Here is a 24,251-nt window from a genome sequence, read left to right as displayed (position 1 = left end):
GGCCATGCCCGGCGGGCGTCAGGCGGTGACCGGCTGCGGGGCGCGCTGCTGCAGGGCCCAGATGATGCCGCCGCCGAGCACGGTCAGCACGCCGGTGAACAGGCACACGCCCAGCCAATCCCACGCGGCATAGGCCAGGCCACCGACGGCGCCGAGCACGCTGCTGCCCAGGTAATAGGCGAACAGGTACAGCGCCGAGGCTTCGGCACGCATCGAACCGGCACGGCTGCCAACCCAGCTGCTGGCCACCGAATGGCCACCGAAGAAGCCGAAGGTGACCAGGGCGATGCCCAGCGCCATCGTGGTCAGCCACGGCATCGACAGCAGCACAATGCCGGCACCGATCAGGCCGAAGGCAATGGTCAGCACGCGGCCACGCCCGTAGCGCGTGGCCTGCTGGCCCATCCACGCCGAGCTGAACGTGCCGACCAGGTACACGCTGAAGATCAGGCCGACCACGGTCTGGCTGAGGTGGTACGGCGGCGCCAGCAGGTGGTAGCCCAGGTAGTTGTAGAGGGTGACGAACACGCCCATCAGCACGAACGAGGTGGCGAACAGCCACGGCAGGCCCGGATCGGCGAACAACGTGCGCCAGCGCGAGGGCAGCTGGCGCAGGCCGCCACGGCGTGCCTGGAAGTGCCGCGACGCCGGCAGCTGCAGCCACAGCAGCACGGTGCTGGCCACGGCGATGATCGAGACCACGCCGATGCCCCAGCGCCAGCCCCAGTGGTCGGCGATGATGCCGGCGAGCAGACGCCCGCTCATGCCACCGATGGCGTTGCCGCCGATGTACAGGCCCATGGCCAGGCCCAGCGCGCGGCTGTCCATTTCCTCCACCAGGTAGGTCATCGCCACCGCCGGCACGCCGCTCAGCGCCAGGCCCAGCAGGGTGCGCAGCACCAGCATGGTGGTCCAGTCATCGACCAGTGCGGTGCACAGCGACAGCAGGGCCGAGGCCATCAGCGCGACGATCATCAGTGGCCGGCGGCCCACAGCATCGGACAGCAGGCCGGCCAGCAGCATGGCCACGGCCAGGGTGCCGGTGCTCAGGGACAGCGACATCGCGCTGCCGGCGGCAGACACCCCGAAGTGGCGGCTGAACTCGGGCAGCAGGGGCTGCACGGTGTACAGCAGGCCGAAGGTCGAGAACCCCGCCAGGAACAGCGCGACCGCCGTGCGCCGGAACGCCGGGGTGCCCTGCTGGATGCGGGTGTCGACAACGGAATCAGGAGTGCGGGGGCGGCCGCTGAGGGACGCCGCAGTTTCGCCAGTCATGGGATCGAAGGGCCGTGGGGGCGGCCGGCGTGGGGGTACGGGTCCCAGCGTAGGCCCCTCGATCCAGTCGATCCATAACCTGATGAGTCAGGATCGATATGCAGGACGTATCAATTCAGCTTACAGGTGCTTCCATTCGAAGCCATCGCCGCTGCGGTAGTAGATCGCCACGGCACGGCCATAGACCTTGCCGGCGTCGACGAAGCCGAAGAAGCGGCCATCGAAGCTGTTGCCGCGGTGGTCGCCCAGCACCAGCAGCTTGCCGTCCGGCACCACCATGTCGCCGATGTCCGGGCCACCGCCCATGTCCAGGTCAAGCTGGGCCTGGCGCTCACCGAAGGCTTCGGTGTCGCGCAGGTCGGCGATCTCCAGCGGCTGGCCGTTGATGGCCAGGTGGCCGCCGCGCAGCTGCACGTGGTCACCGGCCACGGCCACCACGCGCTTGATCAGGCGGGTGCCATCGGCCGGCGAATCGAACACGGCCACTTCGCCGCGCTGCGGGGTGCCGGTGGCCAGCAGCTGCTGGCTGGTGAACGGCAGGCGCAGGCCGTAGGCGCGCATGTCCACCACCACGCGGTCGCCGGGCTGCAGGGTCGGCTGCATCGAGCCGCTGGGCACCACGTAGTGGTTGGCCAGGGTGTCGCGGGCAGCGGCAAGCAGGCCGAGCATGACCAGCAGCGGCAGCGCTTCCTTCTTCAGCCAGGTGAGCGCGCGTTCGGCAAACGGGGGGCGGGTGACAGCGTCCATGGCAGGTTCCGGGTAGGCGGTAGCGCTATCAGACCACACATGGGGGGAGAGGTTCCCGCACGGGTTACGCAGGTTTTACGCGCGTCCCCGGCAACGGGCATCGCTCCTTTACGGGCACCGCGCGCATCGTGTGCCCACCGCGCCACAGGGCGCATTCCACAAGGTGTTGTATGACCCTCCTGGTGATCCGCCACGCGTCTTCGCCGGCACCGCGCCCGCAGCTGCCGGCACAGCTGAGCGGCCATTGCGTGCTGTGCAGCGACTGCGCCAGCCTGTCCGAAGTGCGCCACTGCCTGTGCCAGCCGCAGGCGCGCTCGGCCGACTGGGTACTGCTGGATGTCGGTGCGGCCGACGAGGCGCAATGGCAGGCCGAGGGCGGCGCATTGCAGGCGGCGCTGGAACGACTGCCAGCGCAGTACATCGAACTGCAGTCGCGCAGCGAACCGGGGCTGGAGGCGCGCCTGCGCCTGCAGCACGGTCCGGCCGCGGTGGTGGTCGACCAGCGCAGCCAGCAGGCCGGTTACCCGTTGTCGCTGGCCATCGTTGGCCGCCGCCTGGCGCAGGAGGGCTGAGCCATGTCGATCTTCATCATTCGTGGCCCGGAAGCCGCCGGCACCCTGATCCGCACGGCGATGCCGCTGCCGGCGCCGGTGCTGAAATCACTGGTGCACCGCGCGATCGACGCCGGCACCAGCGTGGCCATCCGCGCCTGCGGCTCGGAACAGGAACTGCTGGATGCACTGCGCGTGGCCGACCACAGCCGCGGCGAGGTGACGCTGCTCGACCCGGGCGCGTGTGCCAACAGCCTGCGCCTGCAGCGCCTGCTGCCGTACCTGCACAACGCCTACGTGGAAGTACATGACGACGGTGCAGTTGCCGAACCGTGCCTGCCGGCCGGTGTCGGCCAACGCCTGGGCATCGCCGCCGGCTACGGTGCGCAGAGTTACGTTCTGGCGCTGGACATCGCGCTGGATCACCTTGGGTTGGCCGAACAGGCCAATCGCGTGCACGTAGGGACGTAACGCGCTTCTGTAGAGTCGAGCCATGCTCGATTGGCTTTTCGCGGAAAGGCAGCCGAGCGCGGGCTCGGCTCTACAAAGACCAGTCGAGCATGGCTCGACTCTACATAAAGAAAAACGGCGGGGTTGCCCCCGCCGTTTTCTGTTTCTTACTTCAGCCCGCGGAACTTCAGCAGCGGTTCCACCGACGGGTCCTTGCCGCGGAAATCGCGGTACAGGGTCGACAGTTCCACGCTGTTGCCGCGCGAGAGGATCTTGTCGCGGAACTCCTGGCCGTTGGCCGCCGTCAGGCCACCGTGTTCGGTGAACCACTGGTAGGCGTCATGGTCCAGCACTTCGGCCCAGAAGTAGGCGTAGTAACCGGCCGAATAGCCACCGCCCCAGATGTGGTCGAAGTAGGTGGTGCGGTAACGCGGCGGCACCTGCGGCAGGTCGACCTTGAACTTCTTCAGCGCGCTGGCTTCAAAGGCGCCGACGTCCTGCAGCGGCGCATCGGCCTTCTGCGTGTGCCAGGCCAGGTCAAGCAGCGCGGCCGACAGGTACTCGGTGGTCGCGTAGCCCTGGTTGAAGCTGCGTGCCTTGAGGATCTTGTCGACCAGTTCCTGCGGCATCGCTTCGCCGGTCTTGTAGTGCTTGGCGTAGTTGGCGAAGACCTTCGGGTCCAGCGCCCAGTGCTCGTTGAACTGCGAGGGGAACTCGACGAAATCGCGCGAGGTGGCGGTACCGGCGATCGACGGGTACTTCACGTTCGAGAACATGCCATGCAGGGCGTGGCCGAACTCATGGAACATGGTGGTGACGTCGTCGAAGCTGATCAGCGCAGGCTGGCCATCGGCCGGCTTGGTGAAGTTGCAGACGTTGTAGACCACCGGCTTGGCACCGGTCAGGCCGTCCTGCTCGACGAACACGTCCATCCAGGCGCCGCCGGACTTGGTGTCACGCTTGAAGTAGTCGGTGTAGAACAGGGCCAGCGAGGTGCCGTCCTTGTCGAACACTTCGTACACCTTCATGTCCGGGTTGTAGGTCGGAATGTCGGTGCGCGGCTTGAAGGTGATGCCGTACAGCTGGGTGGCGGCGTAGAAGACGCCGTTCTGCAGCACGTTGTCCAGTTCGAAGTACGGCTTGACCTGCGACTCGTCCAGATCGTACTTGGCCTTGCGGACCTGCTCGGCGTAGAAGTCCCAATCGGAAGCGGCGACCTGGAAACCACCCTTCTGGGCGTCGATCACCTTCTGGATTTCGCCGGCTTCGGCACGCGCCTTGGCGGTGGCGGCCGGCACGGTGTCGGTCAGCAGCTTCAGCGCCGCGGCCGGGGTCTTGGCCATCTGGTCGCCCAGCTGGTAATCGGCGAAGGTTTCAAAGCCGAGCAGCTTGGCCTTCTGCGCGCGCAGCTGGGCCAGGCGCTGCACGGTCTCGCGCGTGTCGTTCTTGTCGCCACGCTCGGCGCGGGTTTCCGAGGCCTTCAGCACGGCCGCGCGCTGGTCGCGATCGCTGAGCGAGCCCAGCACCGGCTGCTGGGTGGTGTTCTGCAGCGGCAGCACGAACTTGCCATCCAGCTTGCGATCCTTGGCGGCGTTGGCCGCGTTGTTGATCGCGTTCTCGTCCAGGCCGGCCAGCTTGGTCTTGTCATCGACGACCACGGCCGCAGCGGCGGTTGCAGCCACCAGGCGGGTGTGGAACTGGGTGGACAGGGTGGTCTCTTCGACGTTGAGCTTGCGCAGACTCGCCTTGTCGGCGTCGGACAGCTGCGCGCCAGCGCGCACCAGGCCGTCGTAGTAATGCTCGACCAGGCGCTTCTGCACCGGGTCCAGTTCCAGCGTGTCACGCTGGTCGTACAGCGACTTCACGCGGGCGAACAGCTTCGGGTCGAGGTTGATCTCGTCCTGGTGCGCAGCCAGCTTCGGGGCGATGTCTTCCTGGATCTTCTGGCGCGCTTCGGTGCCATCGGCCTGGACCAGGCCGAAGAAGATGCGCGACACGCGGTTCAAGGTCTCGCCGCTGCGCTCCATCGCCACGATGGTGTTGTCGAAGGTGGCCGGCTCGGCGTTGTCGGCGATCTTGCGGACATCGGCCAGGTGCTGGCGCATGCCTTCTTCGAAGGCCGGCGTGTAGTCGCTGTCCTTGATCTTGTCGAACTGCGGCGCCTGGAACGGCAGCGTGCTGGCGCTCAGCAGCGGGTTGGTGGAGGCTTCGGCCGGCTGCTGGGCCGGGGCTTTCTGTGCTTCGGACACGGGGGTGGACTCCTTGCCGGAACAGGCCGCCAGCGCCAGGCTGATGGCGGCGGCCAGGACTACGGTACGCGACATGTAAAACGCTCCTTGGGCGGACGGTATGGGATACCAGCCCTCCACCCTACTCCTGTCGCGCTCGCCCGGCATGTGCCGGACGTGGCGCCTCGGTTGCCGGCCGTGGCCGGCTCAGACCGTGCCGCGGGTCTTGCCCATCCAGGGCCGGTAGAACTCACGGATGGCGGCCATGTCGGCGGCGTCATCGCCGGTCGGCTGGAACAGCGGGCCGATGCCGATGGTCTTTTCCGGGTAGTGGAAGTACGCCGCCAGGACCGGCACGTCGGCCATCCGCGCGATCTTCAGGAAACCGGCTTTCCAGTCCTTCACGGCCTTGCGGGTGCCTTCGGGGGTGATGGCGAACCACATCTTCTCGTTGTTGCGCAGCAGGTCCACGGCCTGGCCGACGGTGCCCTGCGGCGCGCTGCGGTCCAGCGGGATCACGCCCAGCTTGTGCAGCAGGGGGCCCAGCGGCCACCAGAACAGCGAGGCCTTGCCCAGCACTTTCACCTTCATGCCCAGTGCGATCTTCGCCGCCATGCCCCACAGGCCGTCCCAGTTGGACGAATGCGGGGCGATGATGAAGACCAGCCTGGGCACGTCAGGCAGGGTACCGGTGACCTTCCAGCCGCCCATGCGCAGCGTGCAGCGCGCCAGCCAGCGCAGGAAGGCGTTGGGTTTGACCTGCGGCATGCTCGGCGGAACGGCCGGCAGCAACGGCGTCGGGTTGTTCAAGCAATCACTCCCAGTCACGTGATGAGCGCCCGCGCTTGATCTGCGCGCGCCCGCGTTTGGCGTCCAGACGACGCAGTTTCGACCCGAGGGTCGGCTTGGTGGCCTTGCGTGGCTTGGGCACGCTCAACCCGGCCTGGATGAAGGCCGCCAGCCGCTCGCGCGCATCCTCGCGATTGCGATCCTGGGTCCGGAACCGTTGCGCATCGATGACCAGCACGCCTTCGCCGGTCATGCGCCGGTCGCGCCGCGCCAGCAGGCGCTCGCGCAACGGGTCGGGCAACGAGGGCGAGTTGGCCACGTCGAAACGCAGTTCCACCGCGGTGGAGACCTTGTTGACGTTCTGCCCGCCGGCGCCACTGGCACGCACGAACCGCTCGACGATCTCGCCGTCGGGGATTTCAAGCTGCGCGCTGATGGTGACCGGTCCACTGCCCATCCGCGCATTGTAGCGGCAGCTGCGTTGCCGTGGCTGCCATCGCGTGGCGTATGCCGCCGATCAGGCACCGAACACGCCGCCTTCGCCTGTCCAGCAGGTATGCTGGCCGTCCCATGTACCGCAGGAAGCTTCGCATGACCCGCTTCATTCCCGCCCTGTCCACCGCGCTGCGCCGTACCGTGCTGCTGCTGGCGCTGGCCGCGGCGAGCGCGCCGGCCCTGGCGGCAGCGCCCACCGATGCCGACATCAACCGCCTGCTGGCCGCCTCGCGTGCGCAGAGCCTGCTCGACGGCATGCTGCCGCAGCTGGAGGCGATGCAGCGCCAGCAGTTCGAGGAAATCGCCCGGCAGCGCCAGCTCACCCCGCAGCAGACCGAGCAGCTGCAGCGCATGCAGCAGCGCACCACCGCCACCCTGACCAAGGCGCTGTCCTGGCAGCAGCTGCGGCCGATGTACGTGGATCTCTACAAGAAGAGCTTCAGCAAGGAAGACGTGCTGGCGATGGCCGAGTTCTACGAGAGCTCGGCCGGGCAGAGCCTGCTGGACAAGACCCCGCTGCTGATGCAGAACGTGATGATCGCCATCCAGGAAAAGATGAAGCCGCTGATGGCCGACCTGGAGAAGGACATGCAGGCGATCATCAACGAGCCCGAAGTGAAGTGAGGCGGTAGCGCCGGGCCATGCCCGGCGAGCGCGAAGCGCGGCCGTTTCAGATGGATGGGGTCAGAGCCCTTTCCCTGCGGGAAAGGGATCCGACCCCGGAAACATCAGGCGACCTGCCAGCCGAACAGGTCCAGCGCCTTCTGGAACTCGCCATCCACCGGTGCGCGCACGTCCACCGTGCCGCCATCGGGGTGCGGGAAACGCAGGCGTTCGGCGTGCAGCAGCATGCGGTGCACGCCCTGCATGCGGAAATTGCGGTTGTGGCGGCCATCACCGTGGCTGGTATCGCCGATCAGGTGATGCGAGAGATGCTTGAGGTGGCGGCGGATCTGCCGGAAGCGGCCGGTCTGCGGCTGGCAGCGCAGCAGCGCATAACGCGAACTGGCGAAGTCGCCCACCGGCACCGACAGTTCACCGGTGGCCAGGCGCTGGAAATCGGTCACCGCCGGCTTTTTCACCGGCTTGCCCGGGCCGCCATCGAGGTCGTGGTCGACCTGCCAGGCCTCCTCGGCCGGCCAGCCGCGGCAGATGGCCAGGTAATCCTTGCTCACCTCGCCGCCCATCAGGGCCTTTCCCAGCGTGCTGGCGGTCTCGCGGTCGAAGGCCAGCAGCAGGCAGCCGCTGGTGGCGCGGTCCAGGCGATGCACCAGGAAGATCGGCCGGCCCAGCTGCTCGCGCAGGCGGTCGGCGAGGAAATCGTCTTCGCCACGGGCCAGCTTGCTGTCGTGGACCATCAGCCCGGCCGGCTTGTTGACCACGGCCAGGCGCTCGTCCAGGTGCAGCAGCTGCAGGGGGGCGGTTTCAGTCTCGACCGCGGCGAGGATGTCGGGTTCGGTGCTCACCGGTGGATTATCGGTGATGGGGGGCCATGCGTACACGGCACGCGAATCCGGTGGGTGGCGACCGTTGGTCGTCACCCAACAGAGCGGGTGGCAAGCGCGGTGCTTATCGCCACCACGCGCGGGCCAGGGCGAAGGCCCCTACCGCCGCCGCGCCCAGGCTCAGCACCGGCAGGTCGCCCCAGTACCAGCCGGGCGGCTGCAGCACGTACATCAGCGTGGCGATGGCCAGCAGGCCGACGCCGGTGATCGCCCCCACCGCGCGCTTCTGCAGGCGCTGCAGGCTGGCATCAAGGGTGACCAGGTCGCGCGAGCGCATCGCCAGTTCGTGGCGGCCTTCCACCTGCTGGGTCAGCCAGGCATGCACCAGGCGCGGCATGTCCGGTGCGTGGGTCATGATTTCCGGCAGGCGCTTGCCGATCTCGCGCACGACCCGGCGCGGGCTGTAGCGGTCGCGCAGGATCCTGGCCAGGACCGGCTTGGCCACCGCCCAGATGTCGATCTGCGGGTCGAGCTGGCGGCCCACGCCTTCGATGTTCAGCAGGGTCTTCTGCAGCAGGATCAGCTGCGGCTGCAGGGTGAGCTGGTAGCGCTGGGCCACCCGGAACAGCTTCAGCAGCACCTCGGCCAGCGAGATCTGCGACAGCGGGCGGGTGAAGTACGGTTCGCACACCGAACGCACCGCCGCTTCCAGATCGTCGATGCGCACGTTGTCCGGCATCCAGCGCGCCTGCACGTGCAGTTCGGCGATGCGGCGGTAATCGCGGTTGAAGATGGCCATGAAATTCTCGGCCAGGTAGTACTGATCTTCCTGCGAGAGCTGGCCCATGATGCCGAAGTCCAGCGCGATGAAGCGCGGGTTGTCGCGGCGCGCCGGATCGGTGTCGACCCAGATGTTGCCGGCGTGTGCATCGGCGTGGAAGAAGTTGTCGCGGAACACCTGGGTGTAGAACACCCGCACGCCCTTGGCGGCCAGCGCCTTGCGGTCGATGCCGGCCTTGTCCAGCGCGGCGATGTCGTCGGACGGAATGCCCCACACCCGCTCCAGGGTCAGCGCGCGCTCGGCGGTGTGGCTCCAGATCACTTCCGGCACGTACAGGTCGTCGCTGTTTTCCCAGAAGCGGCGCAGCACGCTGGCATTGGCACCTTCGCGCTGCAGGTCCAGCTCGGCGGCCAGGGTGTTCTCGACCTCGGCCACCACTTCGCGCGGGCGGATCTTGTCGGCGCGCGGATGGGTGCGCTCGACCAGCGCAGCCAGCGAATTGAGCAGGGCGATGTCGGCATCGATCTGCTTCTCGATGCCCGGGCGCAGCACCTTCACCACCACCTGGCGGCCATCGGACAAGGTCGCGGCGTGGACCTGGGCGATCGACGCCGAGGCCAGCGGTTCGGTGTCGAAGCTGGCGAACGCTTCGCTGACCGGCAGGCCCAGCGCCTCTTCAACGATGCGGCGCGCGGTGTCGCCATCGAAGGGCTTGACCCGGTCCTGCAGCAGGGTCAGTTCGTTGGCCACGTCCGGCGGCACCAGGTCGCGGCGGGTGGACAGGATCTGCCCGAACTTGACGAAGATCGGGCCCAGGTCCTGCAGCGCCAGGCGCAGGCGCGCACCGCGCGACTGCGAGGCGATGCCGGCCGAGGCGCGCGGCACGAAGGGCTTGGCCAGGCGCAGCCAGCGCTCGGCCGGCGTGCCCTGCAGCAGATCGTCAAGGCGATAGCGCAGGATGATGCGGCCGATGCGGTTGGCCCGCAGCAGCGCCTTCATGCGGCACCCCGCAGGCGCTGCACGCGTGCACCCAGGCGCTCGACGTCGTCGCGCAGCACGTCCACGTCGTCGTGGAAGGCATCCAGTTCGGCACGTGGCACCACGTCGCGCGACTCTTCGGTGATGAATTCGGCGGCGCTGTGGGCCAGGTCGATGGCGCCCTGGCGCGCGTGCTGCAGGGCGCTGCGCAGGGTGTTGGCCACCTGCACGCCCAGCACTTCACCGAACACGCTGACGAAGGGTTGCTGCCAGTCGGGGTCGAAGCCCTTGGCCAGCTGCTGCAGGCGGCGCGCGAGTTCGGCATCGCCGGCCACGCGCACGCGGCCCTTGCCGTTGTCGCTGCCGCGGCGTGCATTGGCCAGCAGCGGCAGCTGGGCAAGCACGCCGGCCAGGCTGCTGCGCACGGCCAGGTCGGCTTCCTGTGCATCCACCGGGCCGACGCGCAGCTGGTCGCCAGCCACGCTGATGCGCATCGCCAGCGACGGGGCGTCCAGGGTCAGGTCGATGTGGCGGCCATCGAGGCTGGCCAGGGCATGCCGGGTATCCGGATCCAGCGCCAGTGCGCGGTTCAGGGCGGTCTGCAGGGCGCGGCCGGCGAGCGGCTTGAGGGACGAGAGCAGGGAGAGAGCCATGCGTGCATTCTACCTGCGTGGGTGGTGGGCTTGGGCCGGGCGCCCGGCACCCGCCGCTGCATCACCGGGCGCTCAGGGTTTCACGGCAGTGATGACGACCTCTTCCGCCCACCGCGGCGTCAGCGTGGCCAAGCCATCGCAGGCCCACCGCGCGAGATGCCTGAAGCCTGCCGAAGGCAGGGCGATGCCATGGGCCTGCGCGATTGCGGCGCTGTCGCGCCAATGGACCCTGGCATGGGTGCCGCGCCGATGGACCTTGATGTCCTTGAAGCCGGCGTCCGCGAGCAGCCGGCACATCTGCGCCTGGGTGGTCAGGCAGATGTGGTACGGCGGATGCAAAGCGCACCAGGCGCTGCCGAACACCTTGAGGCCCAGTGCCTCCGGGTTCGGGTAGGCAAGCCACAGCAGCCCATCCTTCTTCAGCGCGCCGAAGCAGCTGGACAGCAGCTCGCGCTGGTCGAAGACGTGCTCCACCACCTGGTTCATCGTGACGATGTCGTAGCGCTCGTGCTCGGCCGCCAGCAGATCGAAGCCTCCCAGGCGGACATCCAGCCCCTTGCGCTGCGCAAGCGCGGCAGCCTTGGGGTCCGGATCGATGCCGCTGGCCTGGATGCCCATCCTGCCTGCGAGCGAGAGAAAGCCACCGTTTCCGCAGCCGACGTCCATCAGCCGCAGGTCGGCGCGACGCCCGCGCTTGAGGTGGACATGTCGCCCGAAGCGGTCCAGCTTCAGGCGGAACGGCTCGATCAGCGAAAACAGCAGGTGACCGGCGCGCAGCGTCCTGCCCGGCACCTCCAGGCAGAACCGTTGCTGCAGATAGCCGCGGATGAGTGCTCCGACGATGCCGCCTGACGGGATCCCCTGATCGGCGTCGCCGTCATGGTGGGTCGGGTAGTCCTCGTAGGCGCGGTGGATCGAGGTGGCGTCGGGGCGCACCGCAAGAAAGACCGACGCACAGCTGCTGCAGCGTGGCATTTCCCACGTGTCCGGCATGCTGAGGAGATCGTCCCGCCGGGTGTAGGCAGGCATGAAGGCAGTGGCCCCACACGCAGGACAGCGGTCAACGTTCTCGGCGCCGCCTTTTGACCACTCCATCATCCGGATCCACCCGTGGAAAAGCGATGACTGTAGGCCCTACCACGCCCCGAGGGAAAGCTCCGCCCTCCGCCGATCACCCTGCTGCACGAGGGATGCGGCGCCAAACGGCGACTGAGCGGCCTGCACCCGGTTGTACCTGATCGGCTGCGGAAGGTTCATGCTGTGTGGCCTTGTTGCACAGGACAACACCCATGGCACGGACCCGGGTCGGCATCATCTTCGGGGGCATGTCCTCCGAGCACGAAGTTTCGCTGCAGTCGGCGAAGAACATCCTCGATGCGCTCGATCGCGAGCGGTTCGAGCCGGTACTGGTCGGCATCGACAAGCAGGGCCAGTGGCACCTGAGCCAGCCCGATACCTTCCTGGTCCATGCCGATGACCCGGCGCGCATCGCGCTGCGCCCCTCGGGCACGGCGTTGGCGCTGCGGCCGGGCGCGGGCCACGCACAGCTGCAGCCGGTGGATGCATCCACCGCGCTGGACCAGATCGACGTGGTGTGCCCATCGTGCACGGCCCGCTGGGCGAGGACGGCGCACTGCAGGGGCTGCTGCGCATGGCCAACCTGCCCTTCGTCGGTTCGCCGGTGCTGGGGTCGGCAGCGGCGATGGACAAGGACGTGGCCAAGCGGCTGCTGCGCGACGCGGGCCTGCCGGTGGCGCCGTGGGTATGCATCCGCCGCCACGAGGCCGCAGGCGTGGATGTGCAGGCACTGATCGCACAGCTGGGGCTGCCGCTGTTCGTCAAGCCGGCCAACCAGGGGTCGTCGGTGGGGGTGAGCAAGGTCAAGCACGCCGGTGAGTTCGCCGACGCGCTGCAGCTGGCGCTGCGCCATGACCACAAGGTGCTGGTGGAATCGGCCGTGGTCGGCCGTGAGATCGAGTGCGCGGTGCTGGGCAACGACCAGCCGCAGGCCAGTGTCTGCGGCGAAGTGGTGGTGCACGATGAGTTCTATGCCTACGACACCAAGTACATCAACGTCGATGGCGCGGACGTGGTGGTGCCGGCGGTGATCGAGGGAGATGCGCAGGCGCGCATCCAGCAGATCGCGCTGCAGGCCTACCAGGTGCTGGAATGCGCGGGCATGGCGCGGGTGGATGTGTTCCTCACCGCTGAGGGGCAGATCGTCATCAACGAGATCAATACCCTGCCCGGCTTCACCCACATCAGCATGTACCCCAAGCTGTGGGGTGCCAGCGGGTTGGGCTATACCGCGCTGATCACGCGGCTGATCGAACTGGCGCTGGAGCGGCACGCGGCCGATCGAGCGTTGGTGTAACCCGCTTCTGTAGAGTCGAGCCATGCTCGACTGCATTTTCATCAGTCGAGCATGGCTCGACTCTACAAAGGCAGTCGAGCAACGCTCGACTCTACGAAAAAGCGGGAAAAGCAGTCGAGCAAGCTCGACTCTACTAGCCGCGCTTGCGGAACATCGAGATCACGGCAAGCACCAGGAACACCACGAACAGGATCCAGGCGATGTTGCTGGCGGCGCCCGCAATGCCGGAGAAACCGAGCACGGCGGCAATGATGGCGATGACGAAAAAGATGACGGCGTAATGCAGCATGGCGTTCCTCGCGGGTGGTCCGGCCGGTGTGGCGTTGGGTCCATCCTGCGCATCTGCCGGTGTGCAACCGGTGATGGCGATCTCTGCGGCTGATGAAGCCTTCAGCGCCGTGACGCTGCCGTCACGACGCGGCCTTCAAGCGGCGCAGCCCTTCTTCGATGCTCACCTGCGGCACGTAACCGAAATCGCGACGCGCCGGTTCCATGCTGTACCAGTGCGGCGTGCACAGCTGTTCGGCCAGGAAACGGGTCAGCGGCGGTTCGCCGCGCAGGCGCAGCAGCGGCCACAGCCGTTCGCTGATCGCGCCGATGCGGTAAGCGGTCTTGAAGCTGAGCGTCTTTTCCACGGCCGGTGCACCGACGGCGGCCAGCAGCTTGTTGAGCAGCTCGCGCATCGGCAACGGTTCGCCGTTGGAAATGAAGTAGGCCTTGCCGGCGCAGGCCGCGCCCGGGGCCAGTGCATCCAGTGCGAGGAAATGCGCCAGCGCGGCGTTGTCGATGTAGGTGGTGTCGACCTTGTTGCTGCCATCACCGACCAGGCGCAGGCGGCCCTGGCGGGCACGCTGGGCCAGGCGCGGCACCAGCTGCTGGTCACCCGGGCCCCAGATCAGGCGCGGGCGCAGCGCCACGGTGGCCAGCGTGGCGTCGTTGGCGGCCAGCACGCGCTGTTCGGCAATCGCCTTGGTCGCCGCGTACGGTGCCTGGAAATTCTCGCCGTAAGGCACTTCATCGGCACCCAGCCCTTCCACCGGGTGGGTGGCACGGTGGGTCACGCTGGGCGTGGAGGTGTAGACCAGTCTGCCGATGCCGTGCGCGCGGCAGGCAGCGATGACGTTGTCGGTGCCGACCACGTTGGCCTGGTGGTAGCTGTCGTAGCTGCCCCAGGCACCGGCCTTGGCACCGTTGTGCAGCACGGCGTCGACGCCGGCCACCGCATGCAGCACGGCCTGTGCATCGGCCAGGTCGCCGCGGATCTGGCCTACGCCCATCGCCTGCAGTTCCGGGTAGTGGCTGCGGTTGAAGGCCAGCACCTGGTGGCCACGTTCAAGCAGGCCGCGGCACAGCGCCTGGCCAAGGAAACCACCGCCGCCGGTGACCAGGATCTTCATGCGCGCTTCTCCAGTTGGGCGCTGGCCCAGACGGCGAGCTTCTCGCGGCCGATCTTGGCGTTGTGACGGATATCGACGGGGAACGCTGGATGCACCAGGAAGTGCTGCAGGCCGGCGTCGGCCACGCGGGCGGCCGCATGCGCGCGCAGGGCCTCCTGCAGCGCCGGGCTGTCGCTCTGGCCGCGCTGCAGCTCCACGCACAGCACCGGCACCTGCGCGCCGGCGGCACCTACGCCGACCAGTGCGGTGCGGGCCACGCCCGGCACGGTGTTGAACACCGGCTCGACCTGTTCGGTGTACAGCGGCCCGCGCGCGGTTTCCACGCGCTGGGTCTTGCGCCCGCAGAACCAGAGGCGGCCCTGCGCGTCGAAGTAGCCGACGTCGCCCATGCGGTGCACCACGCGGGTGCTGCCGTCGGCCAGGGTTTCGCGGATCTTCGCCGCGGCCGTGGCCTGCGGACGGTTGAAGTAGGTATCGGTGGCGGTCGGCCCGGCCACGGTGATCTCGCCCACTTCGCCAGTGGCCAGCACGCGCGCCTGCGACCAGTCGGGCAGCGGCGCGTCGTCGATGGCGATGATGCGCACCTCGTTGGGTGCGACCACGCTGCCGACGCAGGTACCGACGCCGGCCTCGGTGGCGCCGCGGGTGCGCTCCAGCTCGCGGCCTTCGACCACGGCCACGGGCAGGCACTCGGTGGCGCCATAGGGCGTCCAGAACTGCGCATCGGCGGGCAGCAGGCGGCGGATGGTGGCCACCACGTCCGGCGGCACCGGCGCACCGGCCGAGGTCACCCGGCGCACCGTCGGCAGCGGCCGGCCGTGCCTGGCCAGCACGCGCATGAGTGCCGGTGAACCAAACAGCTGGGTGACGCCGAAGCGCTGGATGGCATCGTGCAGGCGTGCCGGGTCGGCCTGCGCCGGCCGGGTCGGGTCCATGTCCGGAATGACCGAGGTCAGGCCCAGCGCCGGGTCGAACAGGGCGAACGGCGGGAAGGTCGGCAGGTCCACCCCGCCCGCTTCCATGCCGAAGGCGCTGCCCAGCAGCTGGATCTGGCCGACGAAGTGGCGGTGGCGGTAGACCACGCCCTTGGGCACGCCGGTGGACCCACTGGTGAACAGGATCGCCGCCATGTCCTCGCCATCGGTGGCGGCCAGCATCGGGCCGCCGCTGGCGCCTGCGCGCTCCAGCGCGGCCAGGGTGGTGCCGCCCCAGCCCAAGCGGCGGCCGACGGTGACCAGGCGGGTGGCCGACGGCGCCCAGCGCAGCGCCAGCCGCGCCACGTGGGCCAGCGGGATGCCGATGAAGGCCTCCGGCTGCGCTTCGTCCAGGCACTGTTTCAGCGCGCGCTTGTCGATGCCCGGGTCGACCAGCACCGGCACCGCGCCCAGCTTGAACAGGGCAAACATCAGCAGGAAGAACTCCGGCGAGGGCCGCACCATCACCACCGTGCGCACGCCGCGGCCGATGCCGTAGCCGGCCAGGCCGGCGGCCATGGCGTCGCTGCGGGCGTCCAGCTGGCGGTAGTCCAGGGTGACGTCATAGGCGGCCATGCCGTTGCCGGCACCACGGCGGCCGGGACAACGGATGGCGATCTGGTCAGGGCGCTCACGGGCCAGTTCAGGCAGCCGCGCGGCGATATTGCAGGGTCCGTTCATCCGTTCATTGTCGCCGCTTACGGAATTTCTTGCGCGGCCGCCCGCTTCGTGGAAAATCCGCAGCCTCGTTCCCGATTCCCACTGCCGCCCGAGGCGGCTTGCCCATGCAACACCCCTGCATGACCTGCGGCGCCTGCTGCACCCAATACCGTGTGGCCTTCCACTGGATGGAATCGGACGAGGTCACCCCCGGCGGCGTGCCGCACCAGCTGACCGAAACCCTGGACCCGCACCGCCTGTGCATGCGCGGAACGCACTCCAAGCCCGTGCGCTGCGTGGCGCTGGACGCGCAGATCGGCGTGTATTCGCGCTGCACCATCCACCCCAACCGGCCCAGCGTGTGCCGCGAGGTGGACGCGTCGTGGGAGTACGGCAAGGCCAGCCCGCAGTGCGACAAGGCCCGCATCGCCTATGGCCTGGACCCGCTGACCGCAGCGGACTGGGAAGGCGGCGATAACAACCCGATCGCGGCCTGAGCCACGGGGTCGGATCCGTTTCGCAGAAACGGCTCTGACCCCGGATTGCCCTGATGGGGTCAGAGCCCTCTCTGCGAGAGGGATCCGACCCCGCACCTGGATCGCGGCGTAATCCGGTGTGCCGACCAACGGTCGGCACCCACCCATGCCATCCCCGGTAGGTGCCGATCGTTGGTCGGCACATCCTTCAGATGGGATTCGCGTCCAGGAAGGCGCGGATTTCCGGCACCAGCACTTCGTGCTTGTCTTCCAGCACGTAATGCCCGGCGTCCTCGAAGGCATGCACCTTCGCCTGCGGCAGCGCCGCCTGGAAGCCCTTCAGGAAGTGGTGGTCGAACACGAAGTCGCGCAGGCCCCAGCCGATGAAGGCCGGACGATCCGCGAAGGACGGCAGCGCCTGGCCGGCGCGCTCCAGCAGCGACCAGGCCTTGTCGGCCGGCGACAGCGGGATGTCCTGCATGAAGCGGATGGTGCTGATGCGGTTGGCGTAGCTGTTGTACGGCGACACGTAGGCGCGGCGCACGTCGGCCGGCATCTTCCGTTCCACGCCCAGCCACGACGCACCGGACGAGAAGGCGTTGAAGCTGCGGATGATCCACTCGCCGATCTTCCAGTGGCGGCCCAGCGCGATCTGCCACGGCATCTTCTTGGCCGCCGGCATCGGGAAGGCGGCGGTGTTGAGCACCACCAGGCGCTTGACCTGCGCATGGTGCGACAGCGCCCAGCCGAAGCCGATCATGCCGCCCCAGTCGTGCACGGCCAGGGTGACCGGGCCGGTGATGCCCAGGTGCTGCAGCAGCGCGTCCAGGTCATCCACGCGCGACTGCAGGGTGTATTCGTAGCGGCGGTCATCAGGCTTGTCCGACAGGCCCATGCCGATGTGGTCCGGCACGATGCAGCGGTATCTGTCCGACAGGCCGGCCACCAGCGTGCGCCAGTAATAGCTCCACGACGGGTTGCCGTGCACCATCACCACCACCTCGCCATCGCGCGGGCCTTCGTCGAGATAGCTCATCGACAGGCCGGGACGGACCTCGAAACGCTGCGGGTGGGCGGGGTAACCGGGAAGATCGCGCATGCGGAGCACCTAGGGAGAATCGCGGCGCAGTGTAGAGCCGAGCCGATGCTCGGCTGCTCTCCGGTCAGGCCGCAGTGGAACCGCGCTGGGCGCGTGAGCCGAGCATGGGCTCGGCTCTACAGGGGGTCTTACCAGACCACTTCAGCCATCGAACAGTTCAGGCCCGAGCCGATGCCCAGAAGCGCGATGCGATCGCCCTTCTTCAGCTTGCCCAACTGCTTGAGCTTGCTCAGCACGATCGGCACCGAGGCCGGGCCGATGTTGCCGTGCTCGCCGAAGATGGTCATGACCTTCTTCGGGTCGATGCCGAAGTTCTTGATGAACGCGGCGGTGTGCGGCTGGCTGACCTGGTGGATGACGAACTGGTCCAGTTCCTCCACGGCCCAGCCGAGGGCGATCTTGGCGGCGGCAAAGGTCTTCTGCGCCAGCTTGATGCCTTCGATCAGCAGCAGGCGCGTGTCGGTGACCATGCGGTCCAGGTTGCCCAGGCACAGCTGGTTCCACTCGGTGGCCGAGCGGGTCACGCCACCCTTGTAGCGCGGGGCGTCGGGCACCAGCTCCGAGCGCGCCATGACCATGGCGGCGGCACCCGAACCGGTAGTCAGGGCGGCCAGCTCGTTGCGGAAGTCGTCGGCGGTGACGTCCGGGGCGGTCATGCGCTCCAGGGTCTTTTCGTACACCAGGTTGGCAGTCTCGCCGTCCACCACCAGCGCGTAGTCGATGTCACCGCGCTCGAGCATGCGCGCGGCGATATCCATGCCGTTGATGAAGGCCAGGCAGGCATTGGCGACGTCGAAGGTCATGCACTCGTCGCTGACGCCGAGGTTGCCGGAGACGATGGAGGCCGTGGACGGCTCCAGGTAGTCGCGGCTGACCGAGGTGTTGACCAGCAGGCCCACCTGGCCCGCGGTGATGCCGGCATCTTCCAGCGCCTTGCGGCCGGCCATGGTGGCGGCGTCGGAGGCGAGCACGCCGTTGTCCCACAGGCGGCGGGCGTGGATGCCGGCGATATCGCCGAGCACGTCGGTGCGGATGCCCAGGCGATCCAGCGTCGGCTGCAGCCGCTCGTTGATTTCCTTGGTCGTCAGCGTATGCGGCGCGTCGACGTGTGCCAGGCCGGCGATCGAGACATTCTTGAAGAGCATCGAAGTTAGCGCCAAGGCTCAGGCAAAAGGGGGCGCTATTCTATAACTGCGAGGGCTTTCACCGCACCTTTACGAATTCAGCCCCTGCCGTATGGTGAATGCTTCAGCGCGGCGGGCACTGGAAAGCGGCGAAGCGCTGGCTGCCGTCGGCGGGCGGCGCAGCGGCCTGGACGGCGTTGGCGCCGGCGCTGGGGGCCTCGTTGCGGGCCAGGGTTTCCAGCTCTTCCTGCACGCGCAGGGGGTTGCGGTTGTAGAAGCCGACCTTGCTCTTCACGGTGACCACGACCTCGCCCTTGGTGATGCAGCCGGCGGGCAGCGGGCCTGCCGGGAGCACGCGCACGGTCTTGCCGGCCGGTTCCATCGGCACCCAGGTGCAGGCGGTGACGGTGAGCAGCAGGGACGACAGCAGCAGAAGGCGCATGGGCAGATCCTGGAAGGGTATGGGGCGATTCTGCCTGAACCGCCTGAATCGGGGGTAGCCGGGGCCGGGGTCGGATCCCCCGCAGGGGGCTCTGACCCCAGATGCACGACGGGGTTGCCGGCCAGCGGCCGGCACTACCGGGGGAGCCGGCCCGCCACATGGCGGGCCGGGTATTGCCTTATTTCTTGACCGGGTTGCCTTCGGCATCGATCACGGTCACTTCGCCCAGCTTCAGCGCGCGCACGGCCGCTTCGGTCTGCTTGAGGTCACCCACCACCACCCAGGTCAGGCCCTGCGGCTTGATCTCGGTCGCGGCCTGCTGCACCTGCGCCGGGGTCATCGCCTCGATTTCGGCCTTGCGGCGCACCACGTAGTCATCCGGGCGCTTGAACTGCACGATGGCGCCGATGGTCGAGGCAACCGCAGCGGCGGTCTCGTAGGCGCCGGGCAGGCTCAGGGTCTGGATGTTACGGATGCGGTTGACCTCGGCCTCGGTGGCCGGCTTGCTGCCATCGGCGAACTCGGCGATCTCCTTGCGCATTTCCGCCAGGGCCGGGCCGGTCTTGTCGATCTGCACCGGTGCCATGGCCATCCACGGGCGCTGGCCCACGGTGCTGCTGGCACTGGTACGGGCACCGTAGGACCAGTGCTTGTCCTCGCGCAGGTTCATGTTCAGGCGCGAGGTGAAGTCGCCGCCGAGCACGCCGTTGGCGATGTCGAAGCGGGTCGAGCCGGCATCGCTGGACGGCGGCACGACCTGGCCGGCGAACAGGTTGGCCTGCACCGCACCGGGCTGGTCGATCAGGAACACGCGCGCGGCCTTGGGCACGGCCACGGCGGTGCTGGCCTTGATCACCGGAGCATCGCCGCTGGCCTTCCAGTCGCCCAGCTGCTTGTCCAGCAGCGGCACGATCTCGGCCAGGGTGGTGTCACCGACCACGATCAGGGTGCCGTCCTGCGGGCGCAGCCAGTCGCGGTGGAAGTCGACCAGGTCTTCGCGGCCCAGGCTGGTGATCGCCGCTTCGTCACCGCTGCCGGTGAACGGAATGGCGTACGGGTGGCCCTTGCCGTACAGCAGCGGCGGCAGCACGCGCATGGCCACGGCGTTCGGATTGACCTTCTCCTGCTTGATGCCGGCGATCCACGAAGCCTTCACCCGGTCGATCTCGCCCTGCTCGAAGCGCGGTTCGCGCAGCAGGTCGCGGTACAGCGCCAGCGACGGCACCAGGTTTTCCTTCAGCGCCGACAGGTCGACGGTCACCGAGTCCAGGCCGGCGCCCGCATCCAGGCTGGCGCCCAGCGCGTCGGCGGCATCGGCGAAGGCCAGCGAGCCCAGCTTGCCGGCGCCTTCGGTCATCAGGTTCATGGTGAAGTTGGCGGTGCCCGGCTTGCGGCCCTGGTCGGCGGTGAAGCCGCCCGGGAACTGGTAGCTGAACTGCACCACCGGGATCTCGTGGCGCTCGGCCAGCACCACGGTGGTGCCGTTCTTCAGGGTGGCGCGCTGCAGCGCCGGGAACTTCAGTGCAGGGAACTCACGGGTCTGCGGCACGCCGGCCTTGCGGTCGACCTGCTCCGGCAGGGTGCTGTACTTCGCATCCACGGCCGGCACGTTGAACGGCTTCGGCGTGGCCGAGGCTTCTTCCTGCAGGGCGACACGTTCGCCGGGCTCGACCACCAGGGTGTGGCTGCCCTTGTCCAGCCACTGCGCGCCCACGCGCTTGAGGTCGGCGGCGGTGGCCTTGTCGATGTTGGCCAGCGAGGTGCGGAAGCAACCCGGATCGCCGGTGTAGACCGCGCACTCGGCCAGCGCGTCGGCCTTGCCGCCGAAGCCACCGATGCGCTCGATGCCGCGGATGAAGCCGGCGCGGAAGCCGGTCTTGGCGCGCGACAGTTCGTCGGCGGTCGGGCCGTCCTTCAGCAGGCGCTCGATTTCCTCATCGATGATCTTCTCGACCTGGGCCGGATCCTGGCCCTGCTTCACCGTGGCCATGACCATGAAGTTGGAGCCCAGCTGCGAGCCATAGGCACCGGCGCTGATGTTGTCCACCAGCTTGTCCTGGTGCTGCAGGCGCTGGCTCAGGCGCGAGGACTTGGCGCCGCCGAGGATCTGCCCCAGCAGCTGCAGCTGGTCGATGTCGGTGGTGCCGACCTGGGCCACGTTCCAGGCGCGGTAGATGCGCGCCTGCGGCACCTTGTCGGTCATCACTTCACGGGTGTCGGCATCGCGCTTGGCCACGTCCACCTTCGGCTGGGCCATGGTCGGGCCGGCCGGGATGCTGCCGAAGTACTTGGCGGCCTTTTCCTTGGCGGTGGCCAGGTCGATGTCGCCGGCCAGCACCAGCACCGCGTTGTTGGGGCCGTACCAGGTGCGGAACCAGGTCTTGACGTCATCCAGCGAGGCGGCGTTGAGGTCGTTCATCGAGCCGATGACGCTGTGGTGATACGGGTGGCCAACCGGGTACAGCGAGCGGTTGATCTTTTCCCACACCTGGCCATAGGGCTGGTTCTCGCCCTGGCGCTTTTCGTTCTGCACCACGCCGCGCTGTTCGTCCAGCGCCGCCTGGTCGATGGCACCGACCAGGTGGCCCATGCGGTCCGACTCCATCCACAGCGCCATGTCCAGCGCGGTGGTGGGCACGTTCTCGAAGTAGTTGGTGCGGTCGGTGTTGGTGGTGCCGTTCTGGCCGGTGGCGCCGACCTGCTTGAAGGGCTCGAAGTACTCGCCGTCGTGGTTTTCGCTGCTCTGGAACATCAGGTGTTCGAACAGGTGGGCGAAACCGGTGCGGCCGGCCGGCTCGTCCTTGCTGCCCACGTGGTACCAGATGTTGACCGCGACGATCGGCGCCTTGCGGTCGGTATGCACGATCACGCGCAGGCCGTTGGGCAGGGTGAACTGCTCGAACGGGATATCGACCTTGGTGGCGGCGGCCGGCTTGGCCGCCAGTGCCGCGGTCGGCACAAGCGTGCCGAGGGCGGTACTGAGGGCGACGGCCAGCAGCGCGGTGCGCGGGCGCAGGGCGAGAGACATTTCCGGGTCCTTGGTCACGTTGGTGAATCGCGATCCTAGCGCGCGGGCGCGGGGCCGGGTATCGGCCACCAGTCACTGGGGGTATCCGCCGCCCAGCACCGTCAGGCCTGCCTTCCACACGGTCACGTGCGGCCGGATTCATCGTCCGGACAGTGTCCACGGCGGTTCGAACGGACAGGTGTCCGCCCCGCGGACACTCCAAGCCGCCTACAAAACCCTTTGAAATCAATGACGTGAAGTTGGCACGGGGATTGCTCTGTTGTTCCTGCGCCAGGAAGGGCTTCAGATCCAAAATGACTGGATGCTGAACAAAAGAAGGAAATTGAAAATTTTCCTTGCAAGCCCCGGATTGGTGTTCTACCTTACTACCACACCACCGCTCACCAACACTAAACAGGCCCCGTCATGAACGCCAAGACCATTGCCATCGCCATCGCCCTGATTGCCGGCACCGCGGTTGTTTCGTCGGTGCAGGCCTCCGAATCCATCAAGACCCTGTCCACCGTGCAGGTCCGCCCGGCCGCCGACCAGCTGGCCCAGCAGGCCTGGGAACAGGCCAGCGGCATCGTCACCCTCGCCACCGTGGAAGTGCGCCCCAGCACCGACCAGCTGGCCGAGCGCGGCGGCTTCATCGCCGCCCCGGTCGCCGCCGCCCTGCCGATCACCACCCTGGCTGCCGTCGAAGTGCGCCCGAGCCTGGAACAGCGCGTGGCCCTGGCCGCCGAGCTGGAAGCCGAGCGCTACGCCGCCACCCTGGCCGCCGCCGCCACCAGCGTCGCCAACCAGGTCATCACCAACCTGCCGGCCCTGCAGGTGCGCCCGAGTGCTGCCGACCTGCAGGCCCTGGCCACCGAAACCGCCCAGGTCCTGCTGCGCCCGTAAGCGGCGTCCGCCCTGCCCCTGCAGGGCGTGCGCCGTAAAGGCGGCATCGGTCGCAGGTACACTGCAGCGATGAATGCCGCGCCCCTGTTCCACGTGATCCTGTTCCAACCGGAAATCCCGCCCAACACGGGCAATGTGATCCGGCTCTGCGCCAACACCGGCGCGCAGCTGCACCTGGTCGAACCGCTCGGGTTCGCACTGGAAGACAAGCAGCTCAAGCGCGCCGGGCTGGACTACCACGAGTATTCGCGCCTGCAGGTGCACCCCGACCTGGACACCGCGCTGGCGCGCATCGCGCCCAAGCGGCTGTTCGCCCTGAGTACGCGGGCCAGCGTGCGCTATGACAGCGTGGCGTTCGAAGAAGGCGATGCCTTCCTGTTCGGGCCGGAAAGCCGCGGCCTGCCGCAGGACCTGCTCGATGCCCTGCCCGAAGGCCGGCGCCTGCGCCTGCCGATGCGCCCGGACAACCGCAGCCTCAATCTGTCCAACACCGTGGCCGTGGTGATGTACGAGGCCTGGCGCCAGCACGGGTTTGCCGGCGGCGCGTGAAAGTAAGCAGCCGAGCATGGGCTCGGCTCTACACGTACGCTCCTGTAGCAACTGTCTTGTTAGGCGGAGGCCATCTGGGCCTCCGCGTCCCGCTTGCGGGCGTTGAGGATCACCAGCATCTTGCGCATCACCGCGACCAGGGCCACCTTGCCTGGCTTGCCTTGGTTGACGAGGGATTCAAAGAATTCCTTGAGCCGGGGCTCATAGCGTTTGGCGGTCAGCGCTGCCATGTAGAGCGCTTCGCGTACAACGGCACGGCCACCGGTGATACTCCGTCGTCCTTTCCAGGTGCCGCTTTCGCGGCTCATGGGGGCAACCCCTACCAACGCCGAGATGGCTTTCCCACTGAGCCTTCCCAGCTCCGGCAGCTCGCAGGCCAGGGTTGCCATCAGCACCGGGCCAGCGCCTTTGAGCTTGGCAAAATCACGCCATCCATCCTGCTCGGCCAAGAGCGCTGCGATGATGGAATCGAGCTGCTTGATGCTCCTCTGGATCTCGCGCAGATGCTGATTCAGCATGGAAATCAGGCTGGGTTCGCTGAACGCGCGCATGCGCTGATGCTCGCTCACCCGCATCTGCACCAGATGGCGCCGACGCTGGCAGAGCTCACCCAGACGGCGCTGCCAGGCCGCTGGCGGGACGTAGCGGGTCAGCTTGAGAGCGTCGGCCATGTGAGCCAAAACCATGGCGTCAATGCGATCGGTCTTGGCCTGCTTCCCGGTGGCTGAGGCGAAGCTGCGGCCACGGCCTGGGTTGATCCGCACCATCGGCAAGCCAGCTCCGTGCAAGGCGTCCAGCGCCTTCTGTTCATAGCCGCCGCTGGCCTCCAGCACGACCTGCTTGGCTGGCCACTG

23 protein-coding genes and 1 pseudogene are annotated in these 24,251 nt (G+C 67.9%); 7 read left to right on the top strand and 17 right to left on the bottom strand.

What is annotated here, in order from left to right:
• Positions 1-18: 18 nt before the first annotated feature.
• On the bottom strand, positions 19-1,275 hold the full coding sequence (locus tag C1926_RS04350; protein WP_108758343.1) for an MFS transporter: 1,257 nt from the start codon (positions 1,273-1,275) through the stop codon (positions 19-21).
• 120 nt (positions 1,276-1,395) lie between these two features.
• Complete coding sequence (gene lepB, locus C1926_RS04345) at positions 1,396-2,022, bottom strand: signal peptidase I (protein ID WP_108758342.1); 627 nt, start codon at positions 2,020-2,022, stop codon at positions 1,396-1,398.
• A gap of 170 nt (positions 2,023-2,192) precedes the next feature.
• On the opposite strand from lepB, the gene C1926_RS04340 reads away from it, so the two are divergent.
• Both C1926_RS04340 and C1926_RS04335 read left to right on the top strand, forming a co-directional pair.
• On the top strand, positions 2,193-2,594 hold the full coding sequence (locus C1926_RS04340) for a hypothetical protein (RefSeq protein ID WP_108758341.1): 402 nt from the start codon (positions 2,193-2,195) through the stop codon (positions 2,592-2,594).
• A gap of 3 nt (positions 2,595-2,597) precedes the next feature.
• Positions 2,598-3,044 (top strand): 3-dehydroquinate dehydratase, encoded by a 447-nt coding sequence (locus tag C1926_RS04335; protein WP_108745708.1) that lies wholly within the window; start codon positions 2,598-2,600, stop codon positions 3,042-3,044.
• Between the two features lie 146 nt (positions 3,045-3,190).
• Here C1926_RS04335 and dcp read toward each other — a convergent pair whose 3' ends face one another.
• The 3 genes from dcp to arfB all read right to left on the bottom strand — a co-directional run bounded on the left by dcp (position 3,191) and on the right by arfB (position 6,497).
• Positions 3,191-5,347: a peptidyl-dipeptidase Dcp gene (dcp, locus tag C1926_RS04330; protein ID WP_108758340.1), complete on the bottom strand. Its 2,157-nt coding sequence runs from the start codon at positions 5,345-5,347 to the stop codon at positions 3,191-3,193.
• Positions 5,348-5,458: 111 nt separating this feature from the next.
• Complete coding sequence (locus C1926_RS04325) at positions 5,459-6,019, bottom strand: lysophospholipid acyltransferase family protein (RefSeq protein WP_234458306.1); 561 nt, start codon at positions 6,017-6,019, stop codon at positions 5,459-5,461.
• Positions 6,020-6,065: 46 nt separating this feature from the next.
• Complete coding sequence (gene arfB / locus C1926_RS04320) at positions 6,066-6,497, bottom strand: alternative ribosome rescue aminoacyl-tRNA hydrolase ArfB (protein ID WP_049429794.1); 432 nt, start codon at positions 6,495-6,497, stop codon at positions 6,066-6,068.
• A gap of 134 nt (positions 6,498-6,631) precedes the next feature.
• On the opposite strand from arfB, the gene C1926_RS04315 reads away from it, so the two are divergent.
• Positions 6,632-7,159: a DUF2059 domain-containing protein gene (locus C1926_RS04315; protein WP_108758339.1), complete on the top strand. Its 528-nt coding sequence runs from the start codon at positions 6,632-6,634 to the stop codon at positions 7,157-7,159.
• Positions 7,160-7,263: 104 nt separating this feature from the next.
• Here the strand turns inward: C1926_RS04315 and C1926_RS04310 are convergent, their stop codons facing one another.
• The 4 genes from C1926_RS04310 to C1926_RS04295 all read right to left on the bottom strand — a co-directional run bounded on the left by C1926_RS04310 (position 7,264) and on the right by C1926_RS04295 (position 11,421).
• Entirely contained in the window at positions 7,264-8,001 is a 738-nt protein-coding gene (locus C1926_RS04310) for a pseudouridine synthase (RefSeq protein WP_108758338.1), read from the bottom strand.
• Positions 8,002-8,104: 103 nt separating this feature from the next.
• Positions 8,105-9,760, bottom strand: coding sequence for a ubiquinone biosynthesis regulatory protein kinase UbiB (gene ubiB / locus C1926_RS04305; RefSeq protein WP_079224801.1), 1,656 nt, complete (start codon positions 9,758-9,760; stop codon positions 8,105-8,107).
• Positions 9,757-10,392 (bottom strand): SCP2 sterol-binding domain-containing protein, encoded by a 636-nt coding sequence (locus tag C1926_RS04300; RefSeq protein ID WP_108758337.1) that lies wholly within the window; start codon positions 10,390-10,392, stop codon positions 9,757-9,759. The genes ubiB and C1926_RS04300 overlap by 4 nt, the downstream gene beginning before the upstream one ends.
• A 72-nt stretch (positions 10,393-10,464) precedes the next feature.
• Positions 10,465-11,421 (bottom strand): class I SAM-dependent methyltransferase, encoded by a 957-nt coding sequence (locus C1926_RS04295; protein ID WP_159095030.1) that lies wholly within the window; start codon positions 11,419-11,421, stop codon positions 10,465-10,467.
• Positions 11,422-11,681: 260 nt separating this feature from the next.
• Between C1926_RS04295 and ddlA the strand changes: the two are divergent.
• A pseudogene (gene ddlA / locus C1926_RS04290) lies at positions 11,682-12,766 on the top strand (D-alanine--D-alanine ligase).
• A 133-nt stretch (positions 12,767-12,899) separates the two neighbouring features.
• Here ddlA and C1926_RS04285 read toward each other — a convergent pair.
• The 3 genes from C1926_RS04285 to oleC form a co-directional block, all read right to left on the bottom strand.
• Positions 12,900-13,055 carry a DUF1328 domain-containing protein gene (locus tag C1926_RS04285; RefSeq protein WP_004153593.1) on the bottom strand — a complete coding sequence of 52 codons (156 nt, stop codon included), beginning with the start codon at positions 13,053-13,055 and terminating at the stop codon, positions 12,900-12,902.
• Between the two features lie 121 nt (positions 13,056-13,176).
• The gene (oleD, locus tag C1926_RS04280; protein ID WP_079224794.1) at positions 13,177-14,163 is read right to left on the bottom strand and encodes a 2-alkyl-3-oxoalkanoate reductase; all 987 of its coding nucleotides are present in this window, start codon (positions 14,161-14,163) and stop codon (positions 13,177-13,179) included.
• Positions 14,160-15,818 (bottom strand): olefin beta-lactone synthetase, encoded by a 1,659-nt coding sequence (gene oleC, locus C1926_RS04275; RefSeq protein WP_108758336.1) that lies wholly within the window; start codon positions 15,816-15,818, stop codon positions 14,160-14,162. The genes oleD and oleC overlap by 4 nt, the downstream gene beginning before the upstream one ends.
• 104 nt (positions 15,819-15,922) lie before the next feature.
• On the opposite strand from oleC, the gene C1926_RS04270 reads away from it, so the two are divergent.
• A complete protein-coding gene (locus C1926_RS04270; RefSeq protein WP_079224790.1) occupies positions 15,923-16,294 on the top strand; it encodes a YkgJ family cysteine cluster protein in 372 nt (123 codons plus the stop codon).
• Between the two features lie 187 nt (positions 16,295-16,481).
• On the opposite strand, the gene C1926_RS04265 is transcribed toward C1926_RS04270, so the two are convergent.
• The 4 genes from C1926_RS04265 to C1926_RS04250 form a co-directional block, all read right to left on the bottom strand.
• Positions 16,482-17,372 carry an alpha/beta fold hydrolase gene (locus tag C1926_RS04265; protein WP_108758335.1) on the bottom strand — a complete coding sequence of 297 codons (891 nt, stop codon included), beginning with the start codon at positions 17,370-17,372 and terminating at the stop codon, positions 16,482-16,484.
• A 128-nt stretch (positions 17,373-17,500) separates the two neighbouring features.
• Entirely contained in the window at positions 17,501-18,517 is a 1,017-nt protein-coding gene (locus C1926_RS04260; protein WP_079224786.1) for a 3-oxoacyl-ACP synthase III, read from the bottom strand.
• A gap of 103 nt (positions 18,518-18,620) precedes the next feature.
• Positions 18,621-18,938, bottom strand: coding sequence for a DUF4156 domain-containing protein (locus tag C1926_RS04255; RefSeq protein WP_108758334.1), 318 nt, complete (start codon positions 18,936-18,938; stop codon positions 18,621-18,623).
• Positions 18,939-19,116: 178 nt separating this feature from the next.
• Positions 19,117-21,966: a pitrilysin family protein gene (locus C1926_RS04250; RefSeq protein WP_108758333.1), complete on the bottom strand. Its 2,850-nt coding sequence runs from the start codon at positions 21,964-21,966 to the stop codon at positions 19,117-19,119.
• A gap of 405 nt (positions 21,967-22,371) precedes the next feature.
• Here C1926_RS04250 and C1926_RS04245 point away from each other — a divergent pair, with 405 nt between their 5' ends.
• Together C1926_RS04245 and C1926_RS04240 are read left to right on the top strand one after the other, a co-directional pair.
• Entirely contained in the window at positions 22,372-22,848 is a 477-nt protein-coding gene (locus tag C1926_RS04245; protein WP_108758332.1) for a hypothetical protein, read from the top strand.
• Between the two features lie 69 nt (positions 22,849-22,917).
• Positions 22,918-23,397, top strand: coding sequence for a tRNA (cytidine(34)-2'-O)-methyltransferase (locus C1926_RS04240; protein ID WP_079224780.1), 480 nt, complete (start codon positions 22,918-22,920; stop codon positions 23,395-23,397).
• 59 nt (positions 23,398-23,456) lie between these two features.
• Here the strand turns inward: C1926_RS04240 and C1926_RS04235 are convergent.
• On the bottom strand, positions 23,457-24,251 hold a 795-nt coding region (locus tag C1926_RS04235), incomplete at its 5' end, for a transposase (RefSeq protein ID WP_216822043.1).

The organism is Stenotrophomonas sp. ZAC14A_NAIMI4_1 (assembly GCF_003086915.1).
Lineage (GTDB): Bacteria > Pseudomonadota > Gammaproteobacteria > Xanthomonadales > Xanthomonadaceae > Stenotrophomonas.
The sequence above is the reverse complement of the archived record's forward strand: the minus strand, read 5'-3'. Positions and strand labels throughout refer to the sequence as shown.